Consider the following 20,863-nt stretch of genomic DNA (forward strand, 5'->3'; position numbering starts at 1 on the left):
GGTCGAAAAGTAGCTAATGGATTTAAAGAAACAATGAAAATTATTTTTGATGAATATCTACCAAAATGGAATTATCGTGCAGTGCCGACTATTTAACCAACGCTAAAGTTATTAAATTTTCATTCCTTAGGTAAAAAAACCCGGTTTCTTGGTTCGTAGTGCGTAAGTCTTAAAAAAAAATCACCATTAACCGTTCAAGAATCGATCGGGATCGATGCCAGATTCCCGCAGTCTTTCGATGAAAGATTGTAAGCGAGTTTCCGCAATCTCTGCACGCTGTCTTTCCTGATCGGCGCGCTCTCCCTCTTGTTGTGCAAGCTCTTGCGCTTGCTCGGCCCGCTCTTCGGGAGTAGGAATCCAATTTCCTTCACTATCGTACCAGCGCAACCACAGTCGATCGACTCCCAGATAATCTCCTTGCCACAAACCCAAGCCTAAATCAATCTCAGGCATCCACAGACGCGAGTCTGACAGTTCTAATTCTTCATAGCGAGCTCCATCCAATTTAAAAGCTCTCAATCGATTAGTGTAGCGGCTGAAAACAACATAATAAGGAATCCGCAAAACTTGCTCGTAAACCTCCCATTTTCTGAGCGGTTTTTCCTGACTCTGTTCCTGACTTATTTGACCATTATCCACTACGCCTGCGGATGCTGGCGGTACATTTTCCCGATCGTCTCTCAAATCTTCCTTTTCTGTTCCCGGCGAGAGCAATTCTACAATCACAAAAGGATTAACACCCTCTTGCCAAACAACATAACTCAGCCGCATATCGACTTCATCGTACAATCGGGAAACTCCCACAACTCCAAACCAATCCGGGCGCTTGTACCAAAGCGGGTGACGCGAGTCGTAGTAAAGATTCATGTCAGCCCCGCTAAATATTTGGGCAGCGGAATATCTGGAAGGGCGGAAGGTATAGCTGAGCAACTGCGGTTGCAAGCCGTGAAATTCGTCGGGCAAACCAGGTTCCTCCGGATTTTCGCTAGGTAGATCGTACATCGTGGGGAGCGTTTCTTTGGGCGATCGGGGCGGTTCTGTTTGAGGCACGGGATATTTAGGAAACATAAGCATTTTGGGGAATAGTTGATATTATTTTAACTCAAGCAACCAGAAGCAGGTGGCTGATTTCCCAGCATCTAATTTCGTTAAATTCAAAAGGTTTGTAGTGAGGACTTTAGTCCGCATTAAATTCTACGGACTAAAGAATGAAAATTTAATAACTTAAGCTATTGACTCGTTACCAGGCTTGGCCTGGCAATGCAGATCCGGAGGCTCTGCCTCTCTTTACATCTCAGCTTGTGGAAAGAAAGAAGTGTGGTAGATGTTTAATTTATTTATTAAATTATGCGGACTAAAGTCCGCACTACAAACCTATTTCTTCCAGCTAACAACTTAGTTGCCCGCAAGCTTTCACTGGCTTTTGTTAAAAGAGAAATTTGTTCTGGGATCAAATCGGTACTCCTTCTCCGCGAACATTTAGAAAGAAAGGACTTTTCTCTTGCTGAAAACGTGCTGCGGAGGCGAAAGTCCGAGAAATTACTACAGTACGATCTAAGCACAAAGCGGCAACAAATTCACTGGTGCGAGCGATTTCTTTGCCAGCACTCACAGGTTCGTTCAAAACAACCAAAATATCAATATCAGAATTTGGTTGTGCGTCTCCTCTGGCTTGGGAACCGTAAAGGATTAACTGTACAAGTCTATCGCCGTACAAATCATTAAAGTAGTGACGCAATTCTGCTAAAATTTCTGGTAAATTCTCGTTCATATTGTCAGTGTATTAAGTTCAATGTTAGACAATACTATGATAATCTGGGCGGGATGACAGGGCCATCTTATTTTTATTTAGATGTTGCTTAAGCCCGCCCTAAAAGTGCGATCGCTCAACCGATAATTTTCTTAATCAAATCCAACTTACCTAGATAGGGAGCATAGCGCCATTTTAAGTCAAGTAAAAATGACTTTTGCAGCACACTTTTTTGATGTGAAAAAGTGTCAAAACTGGCTTTTCCGTGATAGCTGCCGGTGCCGCTGTCGCCAACTCCGCCAAAAGGTAAAGTTGTGACTCCGACTTGCATAACCGTGTCGTTGATGCAAACTCCGCCGGAAGAAGTTTCCCGCAAAACTCGCTTTTGTTTATCTTTATCTTTTGAAAACAAATACAAAGCTAGGGGTTTGGGGCGGGCGTTGATTTGGGCGATCGCCTCTCCGAGCTCATCATACTCCAAAACGGGCAAAATCGGCCCAAAAATCTCATCCTGCATCACTGGCGAATCCCAGGAAACCTTGTCGATTACCGTCGGGGCAATATATTTATCTTCGGCGTTGGTTTGGCCGCCCGCGACAATTTCGCCGTCTTTGATAAACTCTGTCAAACGTCCTAAATGATGCTGATTGATAATTCGGGAATAGTCGGGACTTTGCTGTGGATCGTCGCCATAAAATTCGTGAAGTGCTGCTTTAATTGCTTGCATTAAAGCGGGTTTAACTTTTTTATCAACTAATAGGTAATCTGGGGCGATACAAGTTTGACCAGCATTGATGAATTTCCCCCACGCAATCCGTTTAGCCGTGTATTCAACTTGAATATCTGAGTCTACAATGCAAGGACTTTTGCCGCCCAATTCTAATGTTACAGGTGTGAGGTGTTTGGCGGCGGCTGCCATGACTATTTTACCGATTTTTGTGCCTCCGGTAAAGAAGATGTGGTCGAATTTTTCGGCCAATAATTGTTGGCTGGTTTCGACTCCTCCTTGGATGGCTGCGATGTAGGCGGGATCGAAGGTTTTGGAAATCATATCCGCGACAACTTCAGAGGTGTGTGAGGCGATTTCTGAAGGTTTGAGGATGGCGCAGTTGCCGGCGGCGATCGCCCCGACCAAAGGTGATATCATGAGCTGAAATGGGTAATTCCAGGGCCCGATGATTAAAACTACGCCCAGAGGTTCAGGGTAAATGCGTGCTGATGCGGGGAATTGATCGATCGATGTCGGCACTTTTTTGGGCTTTGCCCACGATTTCACGTTTTTGATCGCATAATTAACTTCTGCGATCGATGCAATTTCAAAATAAGCCTCATACTCCGGCCTGTTCAAATCAGCCTTGACAGCATCGACAATCCGTGATTGATTGGAGACGATCGCACTTTTGAGATGCTTGAGTTGTTCGATCCGAAAATCCACATCTTTAGTTTTCCCAGTCGCAAAAAATTGTCGCTGCTGGCGGATAATATCGCTGACACTCAATAGCATATTTTCTCCTGAATCTATATATATAAATGTTACAATAAAAAAATGAAAATATCAAAAAGCCATTTTTTATCTTCCTGCTTATCATTACTTTGCTTGTTTGCAGTCACAAGCTGCAATTCTACTTCTCAAAAACAAATTGTTATTTGCTCGAAAGACTTTACAGAACAAGTCATCTTAGCAGAAATTTTAGCTATTCACATCGAAACCAAAACAGATATCAAAGTAGAACGCAAACTCAACCTCGGAGGCTCGCTTTGCCATCAATCCCTAGCAACGGGTAAAATCGACTTGTACGTCGAATATACGGGCACAGGTTTTACCAACATTCTCAAACAAAAGCCGATTTCTGACCCCAAGAAAGTCCTCGATTACCTCAAACAAGAATATCCCAAACAGTTTCAAGCAGAATTGACTGAACCGCTGGGATTTAATAACGGTTTTGCGATTATTATGCGCGGAGACGATGCCAAAAAACTCAACTTGCAAACTCTATCCCAACTAGGAAAAGCTGCACCAAAATTGCGCGCGGGTTTCGGCCCGGAATTCAAAGAGAGAGAAGATGGATTTCCCGGATTAGCTAAAACTTACGGGATTAAGTTTGCCGAAGAACCGAAGGAGTTGCTGTTAGGATTGCTTTATCAAGCGCTGCAACAAAAAGAAGTAGATGTGATTGCCGGTAATACGACGGATGGTTTGATTCAAAGTTTGGGTTTAGTAGTCCTGAAAGATGACAAGAACTATTTTCCGCCCTACGAAGCTGTTCCGGTTATGCGATCGCAAATTTTGGAGAAATACCCAGAATTGCGTCCAGTGCTCGCAGAGTTGGGCGGCAAAATCTCCGAGGAAGATATGCGAAAACTCAACTATCAAGTTGATGGAAAACAGGAGGATGCCGCCCAAGTGGCGCGGCAGTTTTTGCAGCAAAAGTTGGGCGAGTCAAAGCCTGCGACTCCGGCGAAATAAGGGGAGGAATTATGCAAAAAGTGGTTTGACACGCTACGTATGGTAAGGTATGCAGCGCACACACACACACACAAATACTTCTCGCGGATGTCGGCGTTAGCTTAATTTGCCAAGCTGCAAAACAGGAGCTTTTATTGATTCAATCTGGGACTCGGCAACTTCAACTGTAATTGCTTCGACATTGAAACCCTCTAAACTATAACCGTCTTCTTGACCTTCCGGCATCGGGTAATGCTCAACAATAGTTGCTACAGCACCTTTTTTTAGATTGTAATTGGGGATGTCTTCGCGCAATGCTACTTGTGAAAAAAGTCCAAATTTCATGGCGGATTACCTCTTGTTAATCAGGAACTAATGTAACAAATCTAGTTTCGGATAAAGTGACTATCCAAACGGTTTTGACTTGTAAAGTTATACCGTTTGGCCCTGTTAAACTACCTCGAATCATGTACTTTTGACCGTATTTTGTGTTTTCCATTGGCTCCGCTTCCAATGAAAGTATCTGGACTCTCAAATCTCGCTCAAACTGCTGCCAGTTTTCTAGATTGTAACCACCCCGAGCGAGAAACTGAGATTTGTCGTCTTTAGGAAGCCGGATTAATAAATAGTTCGTCAGCTTTTCTGAAGGAATCACGGAGTTAAGGCTAAGTTGTGCCATGCGGTGAATTTTCTCTTAAGTTCCTTCACTCAGCTTCGCTCAGACGCCGCAAATTCAAAATATCGCTCATATTTTTAATCTGCATACAAGTCCGCTCAAACTGTTCTTTGTCCTGGATATCCATGCACAAGTCAATTAATGCGGGTAATCCGGGATAGGTTTTGACTTGGGCGCTGCGGACGTTCACTTTGTTGTCCTTCAAATGCGATAATACATCATTGAGAACTCCGACTCTATCGAGGGCTTCAACTTGAATGTTAACCGGATAAGTATTGGGGCGAGATTCATTGCGGTTGCTGGAATTCCAACTCACGGGAACTAACTTGTCTCCAGGCACATTCTCAACATTTGAACAGCCTTGGCGGTGAATCGAAATTCCGCGCAGGCGAGTCACAACTCCAATAATTGCTTCTCCGGGAATTGGACAACAACAGCCTGCTATATGGTAGAGCAATCCTTCTACACCTGCGATCGGCGATTTGCTCGGAGATGAACTCGGTACGGGTTTCGGTGCAGTCGATGCCGGTATTAGCTGCGGCAATTCGTGGGTTCCTCCCGGTGCGGCTTCTATTTTTTGCTGCACTTTTACTAAATCTCGCAGGCGATTTACTACGAGGTTTAGGGTGACTTCGCCGTAGCCCAAACCTGCGATTAAGTCTTCGACGCTGTGGTAGTTGCAGCGGTGAGCTACTGATTGCATGGGCTCGGATTTTAGCAAGGATTCTAAGCCGTTTTTGCCTAATTCTTTTTCGAGCAATTCCCGCCCGCGAGCGAGGTTTTCATCTCGGTGCGATCGCTTTAACCACTGCCGAATTCGGTTTTTTGCTCCGTTTGTCTTGACAAAATTCAGCCAGTCGGAGCTCGGATGGCCGTTTTTTTGGTTCAAGATTTCTACAATGTCGCCATTCTTTAAAACCTTGTCTAGTGTCACCATTCGCCCGTTGACTCTGGCGCCGGTGCAGTGATTGCCAATTTCTGTGTGAATGCGGTAAGCAAAATCTACGGGTGTTGATCCGCTGTTGAGTGCAATCACGTCTCCGTTAGGAGTGAAAACATAGATATCTTCGTCGAATAAGTTGTCTTTAATGCTTTGTAAATATTCGCGATCGTCTTTGAGATCGGTTTGCCATTCTAGGAGTTGTCGCAGCCAGGTAAATTTTTCGTCGTCACCGGTGACTGTGGTGTTGGAACCGCCGGTTTCTTTGTATTTCCAGTGGGCGGCGATGCCGTATTCGGCAATGTGGTGCATTGCTACGGTGCGAATTTGTACTTCGATGGGGCGGCCGCTGGTGCCGATGACTCCGGTGTGCAAAGATTGATAGCGGTTGGCTTTTGGTAAACCGATATAATCTTTGAAGCGGCCGGGAATTGGACGGAATGAATCGTGGACGATCGCCAAAGCCCGATAACAGTCATCATTAGTTTCTACTATGATCCGCACCGCAGCCATATCGTACACTTGGTTGAACCCTTTTTGGCGGCGCTGCATCTTCCCATAAATCCCGTACAAATGTTTGGGACGGCCGCTGACTTCGTAGCATTTAATGCCTAAACTGTCAAGTCTTTCTCGCAAACTATCTGTGACTTCTGCGAGTTGAGTTTCTCGATCGGCTCGCTTGACTGCCACCAAGTCCTGAATTTCGCGGTAAGCTTCCGGTTCTAGGTATTTAAACGCTAAATCTTCCAATTCCCACTTAAAACGTCCGATACCCAAACGGTTCGCCAGGGGAGCAAAAATATCTCGGGTTTCTAGGGCAATGGTGCGCTGCTTTTCTTCGGACAAATGCTCCAAAGTCCTCATGTTGTGCAGTCTGTCTGCTAGTTTGACGACTATCACGCGAATATCTTTAGCCATTGCTAGAAACATTCGGCGGAAATTTTCGGCAAGGCGCTCTGTTTTGCTGGAAAAATTAAACTTAGAAAGCTTGGTGACACCTTCGACTAATTGTCGTACTTCCGCGCCGAACCGCTGTTCTATTTCTTCGAGACTAATATCTGTATCTTCCACGATGTCATGGAGGAAACCGGCGGCAATCATCACGCTGTTGCCGCCCATATACCGGAGTATTCCAGCTACAGCTACGGGATGGCAAATATAAGGTTCTCCAGATTTGCGGTACTGTCCTTCGTGCAAGTCGCGGGCAAATTCAAAGGCTCGACAAATTAAGCTGTTGCTAGTCGGACAACTGGATTTGGGGTCTACTTCTACGGGCGATCGAGAATTCAGGCATTCTTGCAGCCAATCGGGAACTACAGCAGGATCGATCGAAGGAGAGGGAGTTAGAGTGTTCGCGTTCATGGGGTACACCTTTAAAACTTAGAAATACAAATGGTTAAAAGCTGGTTTTTGCTTGAATTGCCAAAATTATGTGTTTAGTTATACTAAACTAATTGAATGCCACAATTTGCAATCCCAAAAAATAGTCGATTTTTTTGTTAACTATATCTATCTAATGGGGATCTGCCCCCCGTCGCAGGTAGGAAAATATATTGACTCCACTGCCGCCACTGCGATCGGTCGATCGGGTAAAATAAGGATATTTTGGCGGTAGCAGTGGACGTAGCGGGCGATCGGCATTCACGGCCAACGCTAAACTAAAAGCAGAAGCCAGAGCGATCGAGTCAGGGCTGCCAGTGATGAAATTTTCTCAGAAAACCGGGAATTGCTGCAAAAATGCACGGCTTCCCTTAATATGAGCAAAGCTTAAGCAAGAATCTACTTTGATTATAAAGAAAAATTTGTTTACAAAACATGATATTGTCCGAAGACCGCCGCCAGTGCTACCAAGAATTACAGCAAGCACTCGAACAGCTACAAAGAACTGCTGCACAAGATAATCTCGATCGAGCAGCGCTGGCGATCGAATACAGAAAAGTGCAACAATTTTTCGGGAACCAAATTATGAGAGCCCCCAGCGGCGAGTTAGACACCTCAGACACACCCCCAGAGCAGTCCTATTTGACGGAAATTCACAAGCAACTGCGGTTATTGGGGACAGATGTCACGTTTTTGCAAGCTGCGAAGCAGCCAGCGACAGCAGAGGCGAGGCAAAGTGCAGCTAATTCGCGAATCAACACGCTAATTGGCTACTGCGGTGCGGTGCTGCAAAAAAATTCTGGTGCTGAGCGGGCCCGTCCAGATGCAGAATTAATAACTGAATTAACAGGGAATAAAGAAGGCAAGGAGAAATAAAGCGGTGGAATGTCCAAAATGTAAACATCCCAACTTAGAAGGAGGCACCTTAGCCGGCAGTATGTCGGTGCAGTGGTGTCCCAACTGTTACGGTATCTGGATTCCAGGCAGAGAATACGAAGCTTGGCAGAAAGAGCAGAGCCAGTGGTACAACAAATCCGAGAAACCTGAGGCGACAGGGACTCTCGGCATAGAATTCACGCCATCTCCCTACGACAGCAAAGCAGCACTGTGTCCCGAAGACGGTCACTATTTGTCGCGGGCGAAAGTTCCGTTTAGCAGAGTGCCCTTTTACATAGAGCGCTGTATGCTGTGCGGGGGAATTTGGTGCGACAACGGCGAGTGGGACATTCTCGAAAGTCTAGGATTCCATACCGAGATTGACAAGATGTTTTCTCCCAACTGGCAAGCAAAGGCCCGCGTGCAAGAGCTCGCCTCTCGCGAGCGTCAAGTGCTGACGGAGAAGCTGGGGCCAGATATCGCCGGATATGTGTTGGAACTTGCGGAAGTTTTAGCAGATCATCCCCACGCTGATTGTGCGGCAACTTATATACTGCGGAGAGCTGAGTTGAAGCGAAGGGAAATTTAGTCAGTTGACAGTTGACAGTTGTCAGTTGACAGTTGACAGTTGACGGTTGACTGTTAACGGTTGACTGTTCACTGTTGTTAGTAAGCGGTTGGTCGGTTAAGCTGTTGCGCATTTAAACTGGAAATTCTGGACGCTGCTCAGAGCAACGTCCCACAAGAGTTTTATTGATTTTTGACATACAATTTAAGTGCAGAACAGCTTAATGATGTAGTGATAAAATCTTTGTTTGTAGCAATTTATATTGGTATTTAAAAACAGCATATCGGTCTCTTGCCAATAACTAATAAGTCCTGAAGAATACTAATAGCTAACAACTAACCGTCAGTATATTGACAAATAACAAATAACAAATAACAACTGTCAACAGTTAACAGTTAACTGTCAACAGTTAACTGTTGACAGACAACAGACTAAGGACTAATGACTAATGACTAATGACTATTCTTTGTTTTCCGTTGAAAATTTGCGAGTAGCTTATCCTCAGCGGCGGGGCCAATCCGGTTGGGCGGTTGACGGCGTTTCCCTGACGCTGGAAGCAGGGGAAAAACTGGGATTGGTTGGGGAGTCTGGCTGCGGTAAGTCAACTTTGGGAAGGGCGGCGATGCGGTTGTTGCCGGATTCGACGCTGATTGAGGGGCGGGTTGGTTTTGCGGGTGAGTCGGTGTTTGAGATGAATGCTTCGCGGCTGAGACGGTTTCGGGGCGAAGCTGTGGGGTTGATTTTTCAAGATCCGATGACTCGTCTCGATCCTTTGATGACTGTGGGAGAACACTGCATTGAGACTTTGCAAGCTCACATACCGAATTTGGATCGCAAGCAAGCGAAGAAACGGGCGATCGAGATTTTGGAAGCTGTGAAAATTCCCGCCTCTCGCTGGTCACAATTTCCCCACGAATTTAGCGGCGGGATGCGCCAAAGAGTGGCGATTGCTTTGGCTCTTTTGCTCGATCCGAAATTAATTGTGGCGGATGAACCGACGACGAGTTTGGATGTAACTGTCGCCGCCCAGATTTTGCAGGAATTAACGAGACTCTGCGCGGAACGGGGAACGGCTATTTTGCTAATTTCTCACGATTTGGCGATGGTGGCTGAGTATTGCGATCGCATTGCGGTGATGTACGGCGGTAAAGTCGTGGAAACTGGGCCGGTGCTGGATGTGTTTGAACGCCCGCAACACGAATATACTCGATCGCTCCTCAAAGCAGCTTTGCACATTCAGAAGGAAGAAGGAAGAGGGCAGAAGGAAGAAGGAAGAGGGCAGAAGGAAGAAGGAAGAGGGGAACGAGAAAATTATCAGGTTCAATCGCAGTCAAATTCGCCTCTGTTGACAGTGACGAATTTGCAGCAGCACTACAGTTTAGAAAGCAATTTATTAGACCAATTATTTTCGAGGAATCGCCAGGTAATTAAAGCTGTAGATGGGGTTAGCTTAGAGCTAGAACGGGGGGAAATCCTAGGGCTGGTAGGGGAGTCCGGCTGCGGCAAAAGTACGTTATCGCGATCGATTTTGCAGCTAATTCCCCCTACTGGCGGCAAAGTGGAATTTCAAGGAATAGATATCACTGCCCTGGGGCGCGATGCTGTCAGGAAGCACCGCCGTCAAATGCAAATGATATTTCAAGACCCCCACGCTTGCTTGAATCCGATGATGACTGTGGGACAAAGTATTGCTGACCCTTTGTTTATTCACAAATTAGCTAATGCAGAGGAAGCTAAAAAACAAGTAATCCAAATGTTAGAGCGGGTGGGTTTGACTCCTGGGGAGGATTTCTTTCGTCGCTATCCGGGGGAACTTTCAGGCGGACAACAGCAGCGGGTTTCGATCGCGCGGGCTTTGATTACTCGGCCGCAACTGATTATTTGCGATGAACCGGTGAGTATGCTGGATGCTAGCGTGCAGACTCAAGTATTAGAACTGATGTTGGAGTTGAAGCAGGAATTTAATTTGACTTATCTGTTTATTACGCACGATTTGTGGGTGGCGAGGTTTTTTTGCGATCGCATTGCGGTAATGAATGCCGGAAAAATTGTCGAAATCGGGAAGACTAGGGATATTTTTACTAATCCGCAGCACCCTTATACTCAGCAGTTATTGCAGGCAGCTCCTTTATTGGCTCGAACTCATTGACACTCCCCAGCCTAAAGGCATGGGGATTCTTGATTCACAGAATTGACTTGCCGATGCAGAATTGCTTCAACATCGGTAGCGGTCATTTCTCCACAAGCGTTTAGGGTATTACCCCAAGTTCCGGTATGCTCTACCGTACTTAATCCTCGACCGAAGATGACTCTAGCTGCATTCCAATCTCTGTCCATCACACATCCACATTTACAAGCGTGAGTTCGTGTTGATAGACTTTTCTTCACAATCGTTCCACAGCTATAGCATTCCTGGCTTGTCCCGTTGGGTATTACGGCGATCGTAATTCTTCCGAATACTTTACCGAAATACTCCAGCCAGACTCGGAACTGATACCAAGAAGCGTCGTTAATTGATTTAGCCAGACAGTGATTCTTCACCATATTTTTAATCCTCAAATCTTCGTAAGCTACACAGTCGTTAGACTGGATTACGCACCGTGCTAATTTCACAGCATGGTCTCTACGTTGCCTACTTATTTTGAGGTGGCGCTTCCCTAGAATCACCCTAGCTTGACCTCTATTCTTAGAGCCTTTAACGCGCTTTGAAACACGTCTATGGGCTTTGTTTAATTTACGCTCTCCTTTGGCAAGAAATCGTGGGTTTTCAACAGCAATACCTTTGGAATCGGTGTAGAATTCTTTCAGCCCCACGTCTAATCCGATGGCACTACCTGTGACTTCAATCACTTCGGAGCGGTCAGCCTGAATACAGAATTGGACGTAATACCCGTCTGCACGCTTTACCAATCTGACTCGTTTAATTTGAGTACATGAGTAAAAATGCAAATCCCGTGTCCCTTTTAGCTTGAGTCTCCCGATGCCATTTTTATCTGTAAAGGTGATCTATTTTCGATCTGACGCCAATTTCCAACCGCTAGTTTTATATTCAACTGAGCGGTTGTCTTTTTGAAATTGCGGAAATCCTTTCTTGCCAGCAATCTTCTTTTTACAATTGTCGTAGAATCGGGAGATCGCAGACCATGCTCTTTCGGCGCTAGACTGCCGAGCCATGCTGTTTAATTGATCGCAAAACGGAAATTCTTTAGCTAAAACAGCACTATATTTATTCCGGTCAAATTTGTCAACCTTTTTGTTGTCCATCCAAAATCGCAACGCTTTGTTGCGGATGAACTGCACTGTTCTAATTGCTTCATTAACCGCGTTAAATTGCTCTGGTTTCCGGTATGCTTTAAATTCAAAAACTAGCATGACCTCGACCTCATCACTATATTCTTATGCTAGCTGTACCAGACTAAGATTTTTGGTTTTGTTGCAAATATTTACTTATGTCGTAAGCTTAAAAAACAAGCCGTCCTAGAATGACGGGGTTTTAAACCCAATTTATTGATAAAATTGGCGCAATCTGATATCAGCCACGAACTTCTAGATGGATTTCGGAAATTTCTGGTTAAATTGGTTAAAGTGAAGGCATAGTTTTCAAATCATCCCACGGACACCAAACACTATATGGCAAAATCTGACCTAGGCAGTTTTGCGGTGGAATCCGAAGCCTCACTCGCAATCGCAGAGGATGAGGACACCGAGATCGATCGTCCGACGGTAAGTAGAGCGTCAGCATACAACAGTTGGTCTGCCGACGATCCCGTGGGAGCTTTGTTCAAAGAAATGGCTCGCTATCCTCTACTGAGTGCCACCGAAGAGGTGGAGTTGGCACGCCGCGTTCAAGAATTGGTAGCCCTTCAGGAACTAGAAGAGCGTTTAAAGCAGGAATTGGACAGAATGCCAACAAAAGCTGAACTCGCGTCGGCTTTGGGAGTGAGCGAAACTCAACTGCAACAGCTTCGCCACCAGTGTCAGTCGGCGAAACGGAAAATGATCAGCTCAAATTTGCGCTTGGTGGTTTCAATTGCCAAACGCTATCTCAATCGGGGCGTACCTTTTCTAGATTTAATTCAAGAAGGAGCTTTAGGTTTGAATCGAGCCGCCGAAAAGTTCGATCCTGAGAAGGGTTATAAGTTTTCTACCTATGCCTATTGGTGGATTCGCCAAGGAATTACCCGGACAATTGCCAATCAAGGGCGGACAATTCGGTTGCCGGTTCATATTGTCGAACAGTTAAATAAACTCAAAAGAGTTTATCGGGATTTGAAGCGTTCTCTTCAACGCAATCCCACTGAAACTGAACTTGCTAAAGAAATGGAAGTAACTTCCGAACAACTTCGTTACCTCCAGCAAGTACGTCGGCAATCTTTGTCTCTCAACCACCGTATCGGCTCGGAAGAAAGTTCGGAACTTTTGGATGTTATTGAAGATAACTCGACCCAATCTCCAGAAGCTCAGATGAATGAGATGATGATGCGCCAAGATATTTTGGAGGTGTTAGATAATATTTTGACTGAGCGGGAAAAAGAGATTGTTGCTATGCGTTACGGTTTGATAACTGGCGAACCTTACACTTTAGAAGAGGTCAGCAGTTTGTTCAATTTGTCCCGCGAACGAGTCCGTCAAATTCAAAATAAGGCAATGCGAAAGCTGCGCCGCCCTCAAGTGACGGAACGATTAAAGGGCTGGTTGAAATAAGCTCGAAAACATTGAGTTTGCATTTTGAAAAGTCTTAAATATCGGACGGCGAATGGAATTCGCGTCTAAACAAACAAAACCCGCCTCCGCGGGTTTAATTGGTTCCCAGGCTCATGCCTGGGAATCGATATCTAGAGGCTCTGCCTCCATTGTCCCAAACGAGGTAGAGCCTCTGAATCTACGTTACCAGGCAGGAGCCTGGTAACGAGTAAAATGACTAATAACTAATGACCACCCTTCGGCTCCCCTCGGCTACGATCGGGGCAAGTCGCTCGGAGGGCAAGATGACTAATGACTAATGACTACTGACTACTGACTACTGACTACTGACTACTGACTACTGACTACTGACTATTGACTTCTGACTTCTGTTATATTTAATTGTTGATTGTCGCTTATTAGTTATTGATTTATGTCTGATGAGGTGATTTTGCGCCCAGCTACCCGCGCCGATGTGCCGGTGCTGTTTGATTTGATTAAGGCTTTAGCTGAGTACGAAAAGTTATCTCACGCGGTAACAGGTAATGCGGTTGATTTGGAAAATCATTTGTTTGGTTCGCGCCCTTTTGCTGAAGCGATTTTAGCAGAATGCGAAGGTCGAATTGTGGGCTGGGCACTGTTTTTTTACAATTATTCTACTTTTTTGACTCAGCCGGGGATTTATTTGGAGGATTTGTTTGTGCTTCCTGAGTTTCGCGGGCGGGGAATTGGTAAGTCTTTGATTGTTTATTTGGCGCAGTTGACAGTGGAAAGGGGTTGCGGGCGTTTGGAGTGGAGTGTTTTGGATTGGAATGAATTGGCGATCGGATTTTACCAGGGTATCGGTGCTGATGTGATGCCCGATTGGCGGATTTGCCGGGTTGCGGGCGAGTCTTTGGCGACTTTGGCCTCGAAGATAAGAGTCGGCGATTGAAGTCGTGACTATACAAACGAAGTCCACTCCAAGCAGACTCAGAAATCAAGTAAATAATTGCCAAAAATATAGGAAAATTTAAGTGATAGTAGATTTTGATTGAGAGAGTAGATCGTGATTATTTGGGTAAACGAGCAAATCGATCCGTCGGGCATTCTTTATTCTTGTATAGCTTGTTGCGATGAGACTCAAGCAAAGGAATGCCACGCATCTTTTGAGCAGAATTTGACGGCAGAGCAAAAACAGCAGGGCTGGGTTGCTACGTTGCGGACTGTTAGTTCTTGGGATGATGTGCCTGTTAATGCTTTGAAATTGAATTGATGAGTGCAAGTCAATCAGCAGATTTATTCTCGCCGTGTTTCGAGTCTAGGAAAACGGCAGGAAAATGTGGCGCGTCTGTTGGCAGATTTTCGGGCCCGCAGTGTCGCGGACACGCTAGGGCGAAAAACCGTGCAAGTGCGATCCTCTTCGTTAGCGGAGTCCTCGTCTGCGAGGGCTCCGTTAACGACAAATTCGGATTTCTCAAACGGGTTTTAGCATTACTATTAATCAATAGAGGCATTTCAAATTGTCAAGTTAAGTTTTTATGATTGAAACCTTGTTTCATGCTTATACGCCTCTAGTTATCTGGACGGGCTTGGGACTGCTGCTGTTTCGGTACATCCCAGTTGATTTCCCCAAGCTGCTAAGCCGCTTTCTTTACTGGATTGGGATACCGCTGCAAATTGCAGTTTTAGCCCGTCAAAGTGATTTTTCTGGTGCTGTGGGATTCACGCCGGCGATCGCCATATTCGTGTTATTTGTGAGTACGAGTTTAGCTTGGTTGACTTGGCTGTTATTACGGCGGCTGAGTGCGCGGCACGTCAAAAAGCCATATTTTCAGGGCAAACATTCTCTAGTTAATTTATTTTTATTCAATATAAATTCCCTGACACGATCGAGCCAAGGCAGTTTTATCCTAGCTGCAATGTTAGGGAATACCGGCTTTGTGGGATTAGCAATCACCCCCGCGATCATCAGCAGCGATAACAACAACTGGGCAGTCTTATACAGCGTCACCAACAACGTGATCGGAAGCTACGGTTTTGGTGTATTTATTGCCAGCTATTTCGGGCGTTCCGATGAAAAAAATCACTGGTGGATTCAGCTCCGGGACGTGCTGACAGTTCCCGCTCTGTGGGCATTTATTATTGGTTTTTTTACGAGAAGTATCCCCCTACCTGAGACAGTAGAATCGGGATTGCAGACTGCAATTTGGGGGGTAATTGCTAGTGCTTTAGTGCTGGTTGGTATCCGCTTGAGAGCTATTAAAACATGGCAAAGTTTTGAACTAGCCTTGGTTCCGTCGCTGTTAAAAGTGGTAATTGTGCCGGTGCTGATCGGATTGGGTGCTAGTTTTTGGGGATTGAGCGGCGATCCGAGGTTGGTTTTGGTGTTGATGTCGGGAACGCCTACAGCTCTTTCGGTGCTGATTTTAGCAGAAATCTATGAACTCGATCGCGATTTGTTAGCTAGCAGCATCGCCCTCACTTCTGTCGGTTTGCTGTTGATGCTTCCGCTGTGGCTTGCTTCGTTTAGTTAATGTTAGCTGAGTTAACAGTTGACAGTTGACAGTTGACAGTTGATCGAAGGAAGAGGGAATAAGGAAAAATAGTCCTGGATGCACATAATCTGTCTGTAGGGTGTGCACATCTTCCTCTCTCACAATAGCTGGCGGTTGCTAATATTAGCTGAAATTTTCAATCAGCTTGCTAAAATTTCGGATTACAATTAACAATAACTGCACGGGAAAAGACGTTGACATCCTCCACTGCCTAAAGGCGAGTGGAGGATGTCATCACTGCATCCATCAGCTCGACCTAGAGCATAGGAGAGCTTTTACTAATAACTGGTATGCTGCTTGACGAAATTCCTTTAATCGTTCACTGTTCCTGACGGGAGTGGATAGGTTTTCTTTTTCACCCTTATTCTTTCCCGGCGCGGTGGCTCTAGTTCTTCTGAAAGCCACCATTCTCATCTTTATCGGCTGATAATAGTCTAAGAAGTCACTGCGCCCAGCACTGGTGAATGTGGTTGATTTGTATTCAAAAACTCCAGATTCAGTCGGTAGCCGACATTACGCACAGTTTGAATCAGGCTCGGCTGTCGCGGGTCAATTTCGATTTTTTTACGCAGAGAAAGTACGTGAGTGTCGATCGTCCGGGGGTTGTCAATGGCATCAGGCCAGGCCCGACTGAGCAAATCGGAGCGGGATAGTGGCACTCCTCCAGCTTGAGCCAGCACGTACAGCAGGCTGAATTCCTGAGGAGTCAGCTCGATTTGTGCCTCATACAGCCTGACTCGGCGCTGCACCAAATCAATTTTCAGCAGCCCACACTCCAGCATCGCCGGCGGTATCATCGTGCGGTTGCGGCGCATCAGAGCCTCCACCCTGGCCATAAATTCTTGCATCCCAAACGGTTTAGTCAGGTAATCGTCGGCGCCCGATTTCAAACCTTCCACAATATCGGCTTCCGAATTCCGCGCCGACAGCATCAAAATCAGTGATTGCTGCTGCTGCGCGAGCCAGCGGCAAAATTCTAAACCGTCCCCATCGGGCAATTGGGCATCCAAAATCACTAGGGTTGGCTGACGGCTGAAAAATATTTCCCTAGCGTGACTGATATCCGCTGACTGATGCACCCAGTGACCGACTTGCTGTAGATGCCAGCCCAAGAGCGATCGCAGGTGCGGATTTCCTTCAACAATCGAAATACTTACAGATCCCACAACGGCGAGCTTCCTTATCACTAATGGCTACCAGGTTAACAGACCTTTTGTCAAGGTTTTGTAACCATCGTTACTCAAGCCGTAGCTACACTTAAAGCTGCGAACAAACTGAGGGTACTAATTTTAAAGATTTGGTCAAGTTGCGATCGTCAGGCCGGAGAAAGGTTAAATCATTCTGGCGGTAAGCTTACAATGAAAATAAGACAGTCTACAGCCGATCGACCCCATGACCCAACCGCCTGCCCAAACCGAACCCCCCGACCCAGCCCCCAGTCCCAGGAGGTTGACAAATTGCACAACTGAAACTAAAATTCCTCCAACCGTTCGCTCGGTAGCCGGAACACTCGCCCACTTTGACCGCAAAATTCAGCAACATCCCGACTCTATTAAACGCACGGTGAATTATCTAGGTGCGCGCGAAAGATTCGAGCCACTGCATTGCAGCAAGTGAAATTTTTTCTGGAGGGTAGCCTGTTGAGCAGGGTAAAAACTTTTATTTAGCAATCGCCTCTCTTCTGAGCTTACTCAGTATGAATCTAGGCCATTCCTAAATCCCGCCGTCATTATACACACCACAAAGGATTTCAAACTCACACCATGCTACAAGACACCCAAACAATCCGGCACTACCAAAAACTCACCGACGCCCTCGTCGAAATGTGGCATAGAGGTTATCGCTTCGATGACCTGCGGCTTTACTTAGATGGCTACTTAGCAGCCCTGCGACATTGTAACGGTCTGGAACCCTATCTGATTCACAGATTGGAGGAAGAAGCAGCACGTTACATTCACGACCCCTCGAATTTTGAAATGCCACAGACACAGACACAAACTGAAGCAGACTACTATTAATGCCAAATTCGGTTTAATAAACCCGCTGATTATTGGGTAATTGGCAATTGGTAATTGGTAATTGCCTTTTCTGATACCAACACTTATTACCAGAATGATTGAACGGGTCAGACCATCCGGTTTTGATAGCAGAGTCAGGAAGTTGCAAGCTGTAGCTGCAAAATAGATGTTTAGTAGGGCGGGGCTGTGTCCGCCCTACTGTTGTTAAAATTAGAAGTTTGGAAAAGTTTTGAGTTCCGAACTAAGAATTATTTAAGTCTTTAACTCACAATTTCAAACTCAAAACTCAAAACTTTCTTTCTCCTTTCCCTTGACTGTTATTTAAGAAGCCAAAGCGACTTCTACAACTTCTTGCAATTCGCCCTTTTGATACATCTCGATCAGAATATCCGAGCCGCCAAGAAACTCGCCATTGACATAAACTTGGGGAATTGTCGGCCAATTGGAATACTCTTTAACACCTTGACGAATTTCCTGGTCTGCCAAAACATCAACAGTTTCGTAAGGCACTCCCAAAGTGTTGAGAATTTGCACCACAGTATTAGAGAAACCGCACTGGGGCATTAACTTATTTCCCTTCATAAATACCATGATTTTGTTTTGCTTAACCAAGTCGTCAATTCTTTCATGTGCTGTAGTCATGGTAGCTCCTAATATTGTTTGAAAATTTTTAAACGTTGACTGACCCAGAAACCGGGTTTTTCAGGAAAATCTCTCGTTATAGCCCTAGATTCCGGTTAAAAAAACCTGGTTTCTTGGGTTCCTAAACGTTGACTGAGGCAGAAACCGGGTTTTTTACGAAAATCTCTGGTTATAGTCATAGATTCCGAGCAAAAACCCGGTTTCTTTGGTTTCTGTGCGCAAGTGCAGCAGTTGACTGAACAATTAAGCAACTGGACTTTTCGCTGCCCATTCTGCGGGAGTTAAGGTTTCCAAGGCCAAAGCGTGGATAGCTTCACTAGCCATTGCCTGTTTGAGAGCGCCGTAGACCAGTTGGTGCTGCTGTACTCGGCTTTTCCCTTCAAAGGCCGCAGAGACTACTCTCACCTGGTAGTGGTCGCCGCCACCGTTCAAATCGTCAATTTTTAGCTTAGCGTCTGGCAATCCAGTCTGAATCATTTCTGCAACTTGAGACGGTGTGACCATTAGTTTCTGTGATAGACGGCTGTAATTTAAATTTTAGTGGAACTACTTGTTAGACGATCGCGGTTGAGTTGCAGCAGGCCGGGGATAGGGCGCATCCACAAAACCCAATTCTAGTAACTGCTGGTAAGCTTTTTTGCCTAAGTCGCGAGTTGGCTGCTGCGATCGAATAATCTGAATTAGTAGGGGGACAGCCAGTTCGGGCTTATTTTGTGCCCGGTGTACCAATGCCAGCCGATAGGTAGCTTCGTCGCGCATTTGGGCTGTTTCCACAGCTTTGGTGCGGTTGCTGTCGGCTAAACGGATGTCAATTCCGGCAAAACTGCTACTCAGTTGTTGATAGAAGTTGGAGAGTTGATTGAAAATTTGGCGAGATTCTTGGAGCTTTTGAGCAGCGACAGTGTAATTTTGATTGGAAATAGCACCGCTGGCTTCTGTCATCAAACGCTGACCTCCTGGAATGCTCAGCACGCCACTGTCTTGCGCCGTAGGGCGGAGATTGTTGGGGTCTGTGGGGTCGTCGGCGGGTTCGACTTGCGGTTGGTTATCTGGTCGAGAAGGTTGTTGTGCTTGGGCTTGGAGCGGTTGAAACAGGGTCAAAACTGCGATCGCCCCGATCGTCATCCGGGCAGTGAAGCGAAGCCAGCAAACAGTTCCAGAGTATACCATGAAATTACTTTGCGCCTCGGCGCTTTAAAAAGATATTTAGCATGAGCCGATCTTACCATTGGCGATCGCAACCGGCTAAGTGTAAACCAATTTTGTGCAAATGTCAAAGGGTGCGATCGGGCAAAAGGCTGTTTAGGAAAAATTAGAGTAGAGACTTGACATAAAGTTCTCGTTGCGAGAACATAGAGGTGTCGTTTAAAAAACGGTAACCGAATGAGACTAATTTCTCGCAAAAATCTTCTGAGTACGATCGAACCCTATGCAGATGCCCAGAGTGCGATCGAATCCTGGTACAAGCTCATCAAAGACAACAATTGGGAATCACTAGAAGATCTCCGACAGAAATATTCCAAATCGGTCGATCAAGTCTATGGATATACCATATTTAATATTAAACACAATAGGTATAGATTGATTGTACAAGTTAAATACAAAAGCAAAATTATATATTTTAAAAAATTCTTAACTCATGCCGAATATGACAAAATAAACTGGAATGATGAAGATGAAGTTAAACAGAAAATAGGTTAATATCCCACTCAATACATCAGGGAAATATTACAGATTCCCTGATGTACTCAATAGATCCAAAACATTTACTCCAAACGTCAAAATCATGATACCGAGAAAGAAACACCCACCTACTACTTGAGAACCATGTCTAAGTAAGCAAGCAAAGGAATGAGAAATGAACATCACAATTGAAAAAACAGCTTACGGTCAACTGCTGGCGAAATCTCAGCCGAAGCCAATCCTGAACGAAGAAGATAATGATCTTGCCCTCGCAGAAGTCGATTTTCTGATGTCTAAGCAAGAATTAACACTAGAAGAAGAAACTTTACTGAGTCTCTGGGGGCTGTTGATCGAAGAATACGAATCAAAATATTACCCAATTCCAGAAGCGACTCCCCAAGATGTTCTGTTACATCTCATGGAAGTTCGCGAACTCAAACAAGCCGATTTAGTGGGTGTGATTGGTTCCAAAGGAGTAGTATCTGAGGTGGTTAATGGGAAACGGGCGATTAGCAAAGCCCAAGCTAAGGCGCTGGGAGAATTCTTTAATGTTAATCCTAGTGTGTTTATTTGAGAGAAGACAGAGATAAGATAATACGGCGGTTGAAACCGCGACTACACAAACACTCACCCGCCTCCGCGGGTTGAAGAGATTGGGCGGTTG

The 20,863-nt window shown here is 45.4% G+C and carries 22 protein-coding genes and 1 pseudogene; 12 read left to right on the top strand and 11 right to left on the bottom strand.

Going from position 1 to position 20,863, the window contains the following annotated elements; translation table 11 throughout:
* Positions 1-186 precede the first annotated feature (186 nt).
* The 3 genes from K4039_RS00005 to K4039_RS00015 all read right to left on the bottom strand — a co-directional run bounded on the left by K4039_RS00005 (position 187) and on the right by K4039_RS00015 (position 3,254).
* Positions 187-1,068, bottom strand: a complete 882-nt coding sequence (locus tag K4039_RS00005; RefSeq protein ID WP_321161472.1) for a Uma2 family endonuclease — start codon at positions 1,066-1,068, stop codon at positions 187-189.
* A 382-nt stretch (positions 1,069-1,450) separates the two neighbouring features.
* On the bottom strand, positions 1,451-1,771 hold the full coding sequence (locus K4039_RS00010; RefSeq protein WP_265233064.1) for a nucleotidyltransferase domain-containing protein: 321 nt from the start codon (positions 1,769-1,771) through the stop codon (positions 1,451-1,453).
* A gap of 115 nt (positions 1,772-1,886) precedes the next feature.
* A complete protein-coding gene (locus K4039_RS00015) occupies positions 1,887-3,254 on the bottom strand; it encodes an aldehyde dehydrogenase (protein ID WP_265233065.1) in 1,368 nt (455 codons plus the stop codon).
* A 42-nt stretch (positions 3,255-3,296) separates the two neighbouring features.
* On the opposite strand from K4039_RS00015, the gene K4039_RS00020 reads away from it, so the two are divergent.
* Positions 3,297-4,217 carry a glycine betaine ABC transporter substrate-binding protein gene (locus K4039_RS00020; RefSeq protein WP_265233066.1) on the top strand — a complete coding sequence of 307 codons (921 nt, stop codon included), beginning with the start codon at positions 3,297-3,299 and terminating at the stop codon, positions 4,215-4,217.
* Between the two features lie 96 nt (positions 4,218-4,313).
* On the opposite strand, the gene K4039_RS00025 is transcribed toward K4039_RS00020, so the two are convergent.
* Genes K4039_RS00025 through K4039_RS00035 form a run of 3 tightly spaced genes read right to left on the bottom strand, consistent with a single transcriptional unit; the run spans position 4,314 to position 7,174 of the window.
* Positions 4,314-4,541 carry a DUF4926 domain-containing protein gene (locus K4039_RS00025; protein WP_265233067.1) on the bottom strand — a complete coding sequence of 76 codons (228 nt, stop codon included), beginning with the start codon at positions 4,539-4,541 and terminating at the stop codon, positions 4,314-4,316.
* A gap of 16 nt (positions 4,542-4,557) precedes the next feature.
* Complete coding sequence (locus K4039_RS00030; protein ID WP_265233068.1) at positions 4,558-4,875, bottom strand: DUF6883 domain-containing protein; 318 nt, start codon at positions 4,873-4,875, stop codon at positions 4,558-4,560.
* A gap of 25 nt (positions 4,876-4,900) precedes the next feature.
* Positions 4,901-7,174 carry a bifunctional (p)ppGpp synthetase/guanosine-3',5'-bis(diphosphate) 3'-pyrophosphohydrolase gene (locus K4039_RS00035; RefSeq protein WP_265233069.1) on the bottom strand — a complete coding sequence of 758 codons (2,274 nt, stop codon included), beginning with the start codon at positions 7,172-7,174 and terminating at the stop codon, positions 4,901-4,903.
* A gap of 453 nt (positions 7,175-7,627) precedes the next feature.
* Between K4039_RS00035 and patD the strand changes: the two genes are divergently transcribed.
* The 3 genes from patD (at position 7,628) to K4039_RS00050 (ending at position 10,785) form a co-directional block, all read left to right on the top strand.
* Positions 7,628-8,068: a heterocyst frequency control protein PatD gene (patD, locus tag K4039_RS00040; protein ID WP_265233070.1), complete on the top strand. Its 441-nt coding sequence runs from the start codon at positions 7,628-7,630 to the stop codon at positions 8,066-8,068.
* Between the two features lie 4 nt (positions 8,069-8,072).
* Positions 8,073-8,657, top strand: coding sequence for a zf-TFIIB domain-containing protein (locus tag K4039_RS00045; RefSeq protein WP_265233071.1), 585 nt, complete (start codon positions 8,073-8,075; stop codon positions 8,655-8,657).
* 427 nt (positions 8,658-9,084) lie between these two features.
* On the top strand, positions 9,085-10,785 hold the full coding sequence (locus K4039_RS00050; RefSeq protein WP_265233072.1) for an ABC transporter ATP-binding protein: 1,701 nt from the start codon (positions 9,085-9,087) through the stop codon (positions 10,783-10,785).
* A gap of 11 nt (positions 10,786-10,796) precedes the next feature.
* On the opposite strand, the pseudogene K4039_RS00055 reads toward K4039_RS00050, so the two are convergent.
* Positions 10,797-12,008 (bottom strand): annotated as a pseudogene (locus tag K4039_RS00055) (RNA-guided endonuclease InsQ/TnpB family protein).
* A 258-nt stretch (positions 12,009-12,266) separates the two neighbouring features.
* Between K4039_RS00055 and K4039_RS00060 the strand changes: the two are divergent.
* The 4 genes from K4039_RS00060 (at position 12,267) to K4039_RS00075 (ending at position 15,835) form a co-directional block, all read left to right on the top strand.
* A complete protein-coding gene (locus K4039_RS00060; RefSeq protein ID WP_265233073.1) occupies positions 12,267-13,340 on the top strand; it encodes an RNA polymerase sigma factor, RpoD/SigA family in 1,074 nt (357 codons plus the stop codon).
* A gap of 412 nt (positions 13,341-13,752) precedes the next feature.
* Positions 13,753-14,253 carry a GNAT family N-acetyltransferase gene (locus K4039_RS00065; RefSeq protein ID WP_265233074.1) on the top strand — a complete coding sequence of 167 codons (501 nt, stop codon included), beginning with the start codon at positions 13,753-13,755 and terminating at the stop codon, positions 14,251-14,253.
* A gap of 114 nt (positions 14,254-14,367) precedes the next feature.
* The gene (locus K4039_RS00070) at positions 14,368-14,574 is read left to right on the top strand and encodes a glycogen debranching protein (protein WP_265233075.1); all 207 of its coding nucleotides are present in this window, start codon (positions 14,368-14,370) and stop codon (positions 14,572-14,574) included.
* Positions 14,575-14,839: 265 nt separating this feature from the next.
* The gene (locus K4039_RS00075) at positions 14,840-15,835 is read left to right on the top strand and encodes an AEC family transporter (RefSeq protein ID WP_265233076.1); all 996 of its coding nucleotides are present in this window, start codon (positions 14,840-14,842) and stop codon (positions 15,833-15,835) included.
* Between the two features lie 455 nt (positions 15,836-16,290).
* Here the strand turns inward: K4039_RS00075 and K4039_RS00080 are convergent, their stop codons facing one another.
* Positions 16,291-17,022, bottom strand: coding sequence for a response regulator transcription factor (locus K4039_RS00080; RefSeq protein ID WP_265233273.1), 732 nt, complete (start codon positions 17,020-17,022; stop codon positions 16,291-16,293).
* A 226-nt stretch (positions 17,023-17,248) separates the two neighbouring features.
* Between K4039_RS00080 and K4039_RS00085 the strand changes: the two genes are divergently transcribed.
* Both K4039_RS00085 and K4039_RS00090 read left to right on the top strand, forming a co-directional pair.
* A complete protein-coding gene (locus K4039_RS00085; protein ID WP_265233077.1) occupies positions 17,249-17,473 on the top strand; it encodes a hypothetical protein in 225 nt (74 codons plus the stop codon).
* Between the two features lie 146 nt (positions 17,474-17,619).
* Positions 17,620-17,874, top strand: coding sequence for a DUF6761 family protein (locus K4039_RS00090; protein ID WP_265233078.1), 255 nt, complete (start codon positions 17,620-17,622; stop codon positions 17,872-17,874).
* A gap of 321 nt (positions 17,875-18,195) precedes the next feature.
* On the opposite strand, the gene grxD is transcribed toward K4039_RS00090, so the two are convergent.
* From grxD to K4039_RS00105, 3 genes are all read right to left on the bottom strand, one after another.
* Complete coding sequence (gene grxD / locus K4039_RS00095; RefSeq protein ID WP_265233079.1) at positions 18,196-18,516, bottom strand: Grx4 family monothiol glutaredoxin; 321 nt, start codon at positions 18,514-18,516, stop codon at positions 18,196-18,198.
* Between the two features lie 243 nt (positions 18,517-18,759).
* On the bottom strand, positions 18,760-19,020 hold the full coding sequence (locus K4039_RS00100; RefSeq protein ID WP_265233080.1) for a BolA family protein: 261 nt from the start codon (positions 19,018-19,020) through the stop codon (positions 18,760-18,762).
* A gap of 42 nt (positions 19,021-19,062) precedes the next feature.
* The gene (locus K4039_RS00105; RefSeq protein ID WP_265233081.1) at positions 19,063-19,686 is read right to left on the bottom strand and encodes a hypothetical protein; all 624 of its coding nucleotides are present in this window, start codon (positions 19,684-19,686) and stop codon (positions 19,063-19,065) included.
* A gap of 213 nt (positions 19,687-19,899) precedes the next feature.
* On the opposite strand from K4039_RS00105, the gene K4039_RS00110 reads away from it, so the two are divergent.
* Complete coding sequence (locus K4039_RS00110) at positions 19,900-20,217, top strand: type II toxin-antitoxin system HigB family toxin (RefSeq protein ID WP_265233082.1); 318 nt, start codon at positions 19,900-19,902, stop codon at positions 20,215-20,217.
* 157 nt (positions 20,218-20,374) lie between these two features.
* Positions 20,375-20,773, top strand: coding sequence for a type II toxin-antitoxin system HigA family antitoxin (locus tag K4039_RS00115; protein ID WP_265233083.1), 399 nt, complete (start codon positions 20,375-20,377; stop codon positions 20,771-20,773).
* Positions 20,774-20,863 lie beyond the last annotated feature (90 nt).

The organism is Lyngbya sp. CCAP 1446/10, assembly GCF_026130175.1.
GTDB lineage: Bacteria > Cyanobacteriota > Cyanobacteriia > Cyanobacteriales > Microcoleaceae > Microcoleus.

Excerpts from the sequence above, each read along its gene's own strand:
- K4039_RS00115 (WP_265233083.1), top strand. The coding sequence starts at position 20,375 with ATGAACATCACAATTGAAAAAACAGCTTACGGTCAACTGCTGGCGAAA.
- K4039_RS00075 (WP_265233076.1), top strand. The coding sequence starts at position 14,840 with ATGATTGAAACCTTGTTTCATGCTTATACGCCTCTAGTTATCTGGACG.
- grxD (WP_265233079.1), bottom strand. The coding sequence starts at position 18,516 with ATGACTACAGCACATGAAAGAATTGACGACTTGGTTAAGCAAAACAAA.
- K4039_RS00020 (WP_265233066.1), top strand. The coding sequence starts at position 3,297 with ATGAAAATATCAAAAAGCCATTTTTTATCTTCCTGCTTATCATTACTT.
- K4039_RS00060 (WP_265233073.1), top strand. The coding sequence starts at position 12,267 with ATGGCAAAATCTGACCTAGGCAGTTTTGCGGTGGAATCCGAAGCCTCA.
- K4039_RS00025 (WP_265233067.1), bottom strand. The coding sequence starts at position 4,541 with ATGAAATTTGGACTTTTTTCACAAGTAGCATTGCGCGAAGACATCCCC.
- K4039_RS00110 (WP_265233082.1), top strand. The coding sequence starts at position 19,900 with ATGAGACTAATTTCTCGCAAAAATCTTCTGAGTACGATCGAACCCTAT.
- K4039_RS00050 (WP_265233072.1), top strand. The coding sequence starts at position 9,085 with ATGACTAATGACTATTCTTTGTTTTCCGTTGAAAATTTGCGAGTAGCT.
- K4039_RS00010 (WP_265233064.1), bottom strand. The coding sequence starts at position 1,771 with ATGAACGAGAATTTACCAGAAATTTTAGCAGAATTGCGTCACTACTTT.
- patD (WP_265233070.1), top strand. The coding sequence starts at position 7,628 with ATGATATTGTCCGAAGACCGCCGCCAGTGCTACCAAGAATTACAGCAA.
- K4039_RS00030 (WP_265233068.1), bottom strand. The coding sequence starts at position 4,875 with ATGGCACAACTTAGCCTTAACTCCGTGATTCCTTCAGAAAAGCTGACG.
- K4039_RS00100 (WP_265233080.1), bottom strand. The coding sequence starts at position 19,020 with ATGGTCACACCGTCTCAAGTTGCAGAAATGATTCAGACTGGATTGCCA.
- K4039_RS00090 (WP_265233078.1), top strand. The coding sequence starts at position 17,620 with ATGCTACAAGACACCCAAACAATCCGGCACTACCAAAAACTCACCGAC.
- K4039_RS00065 (WP_265233074.1), top strand. The coding sequence starts at position 13,753 with ATGTCTGATGAGGTGATTTTGCGCCCAGCTACCCGCGCCGATGTGCCG.
- K4039_RS00105 (WP_265233081.1), bottom strand. The coding sequence starts at position 19,686 with ATGGTATACTCTGGAACTGTTTGCTGGCTTCGCTTCACTGCCCGGATG.
- K4039_RS00015 (WP_265233065.1), bottom strand. The coding sequence starts at position 3,254 with ATGCTATTGAGTGTCAGCGATATTATCCGCCAGCAGCGACAATTTTTT.
- K4039_RS00085 (WP_265233077.1), top strand. The coding sequence starts at position 17,249 with ATGACCCAACCGCCTGCCCAAACCGAACCCCCCGACCCAGCCCCCAGT.
- K4039_RS00005 (WP_321161472.1), bottom strand. The coding sequence starts at position 1,068 with ATGTTTCCTAAATATCCCGTGCCTCAAACAGAACCGCCCCGATCGCCC.
- K4039_RS00035 (WP_265233069.1), bottom strand. The coding sequence starts at position 7,174 with ATGAACGCGAACACTCTAACTCCCTCTCCTTCGATCGATCCTGCTGTA.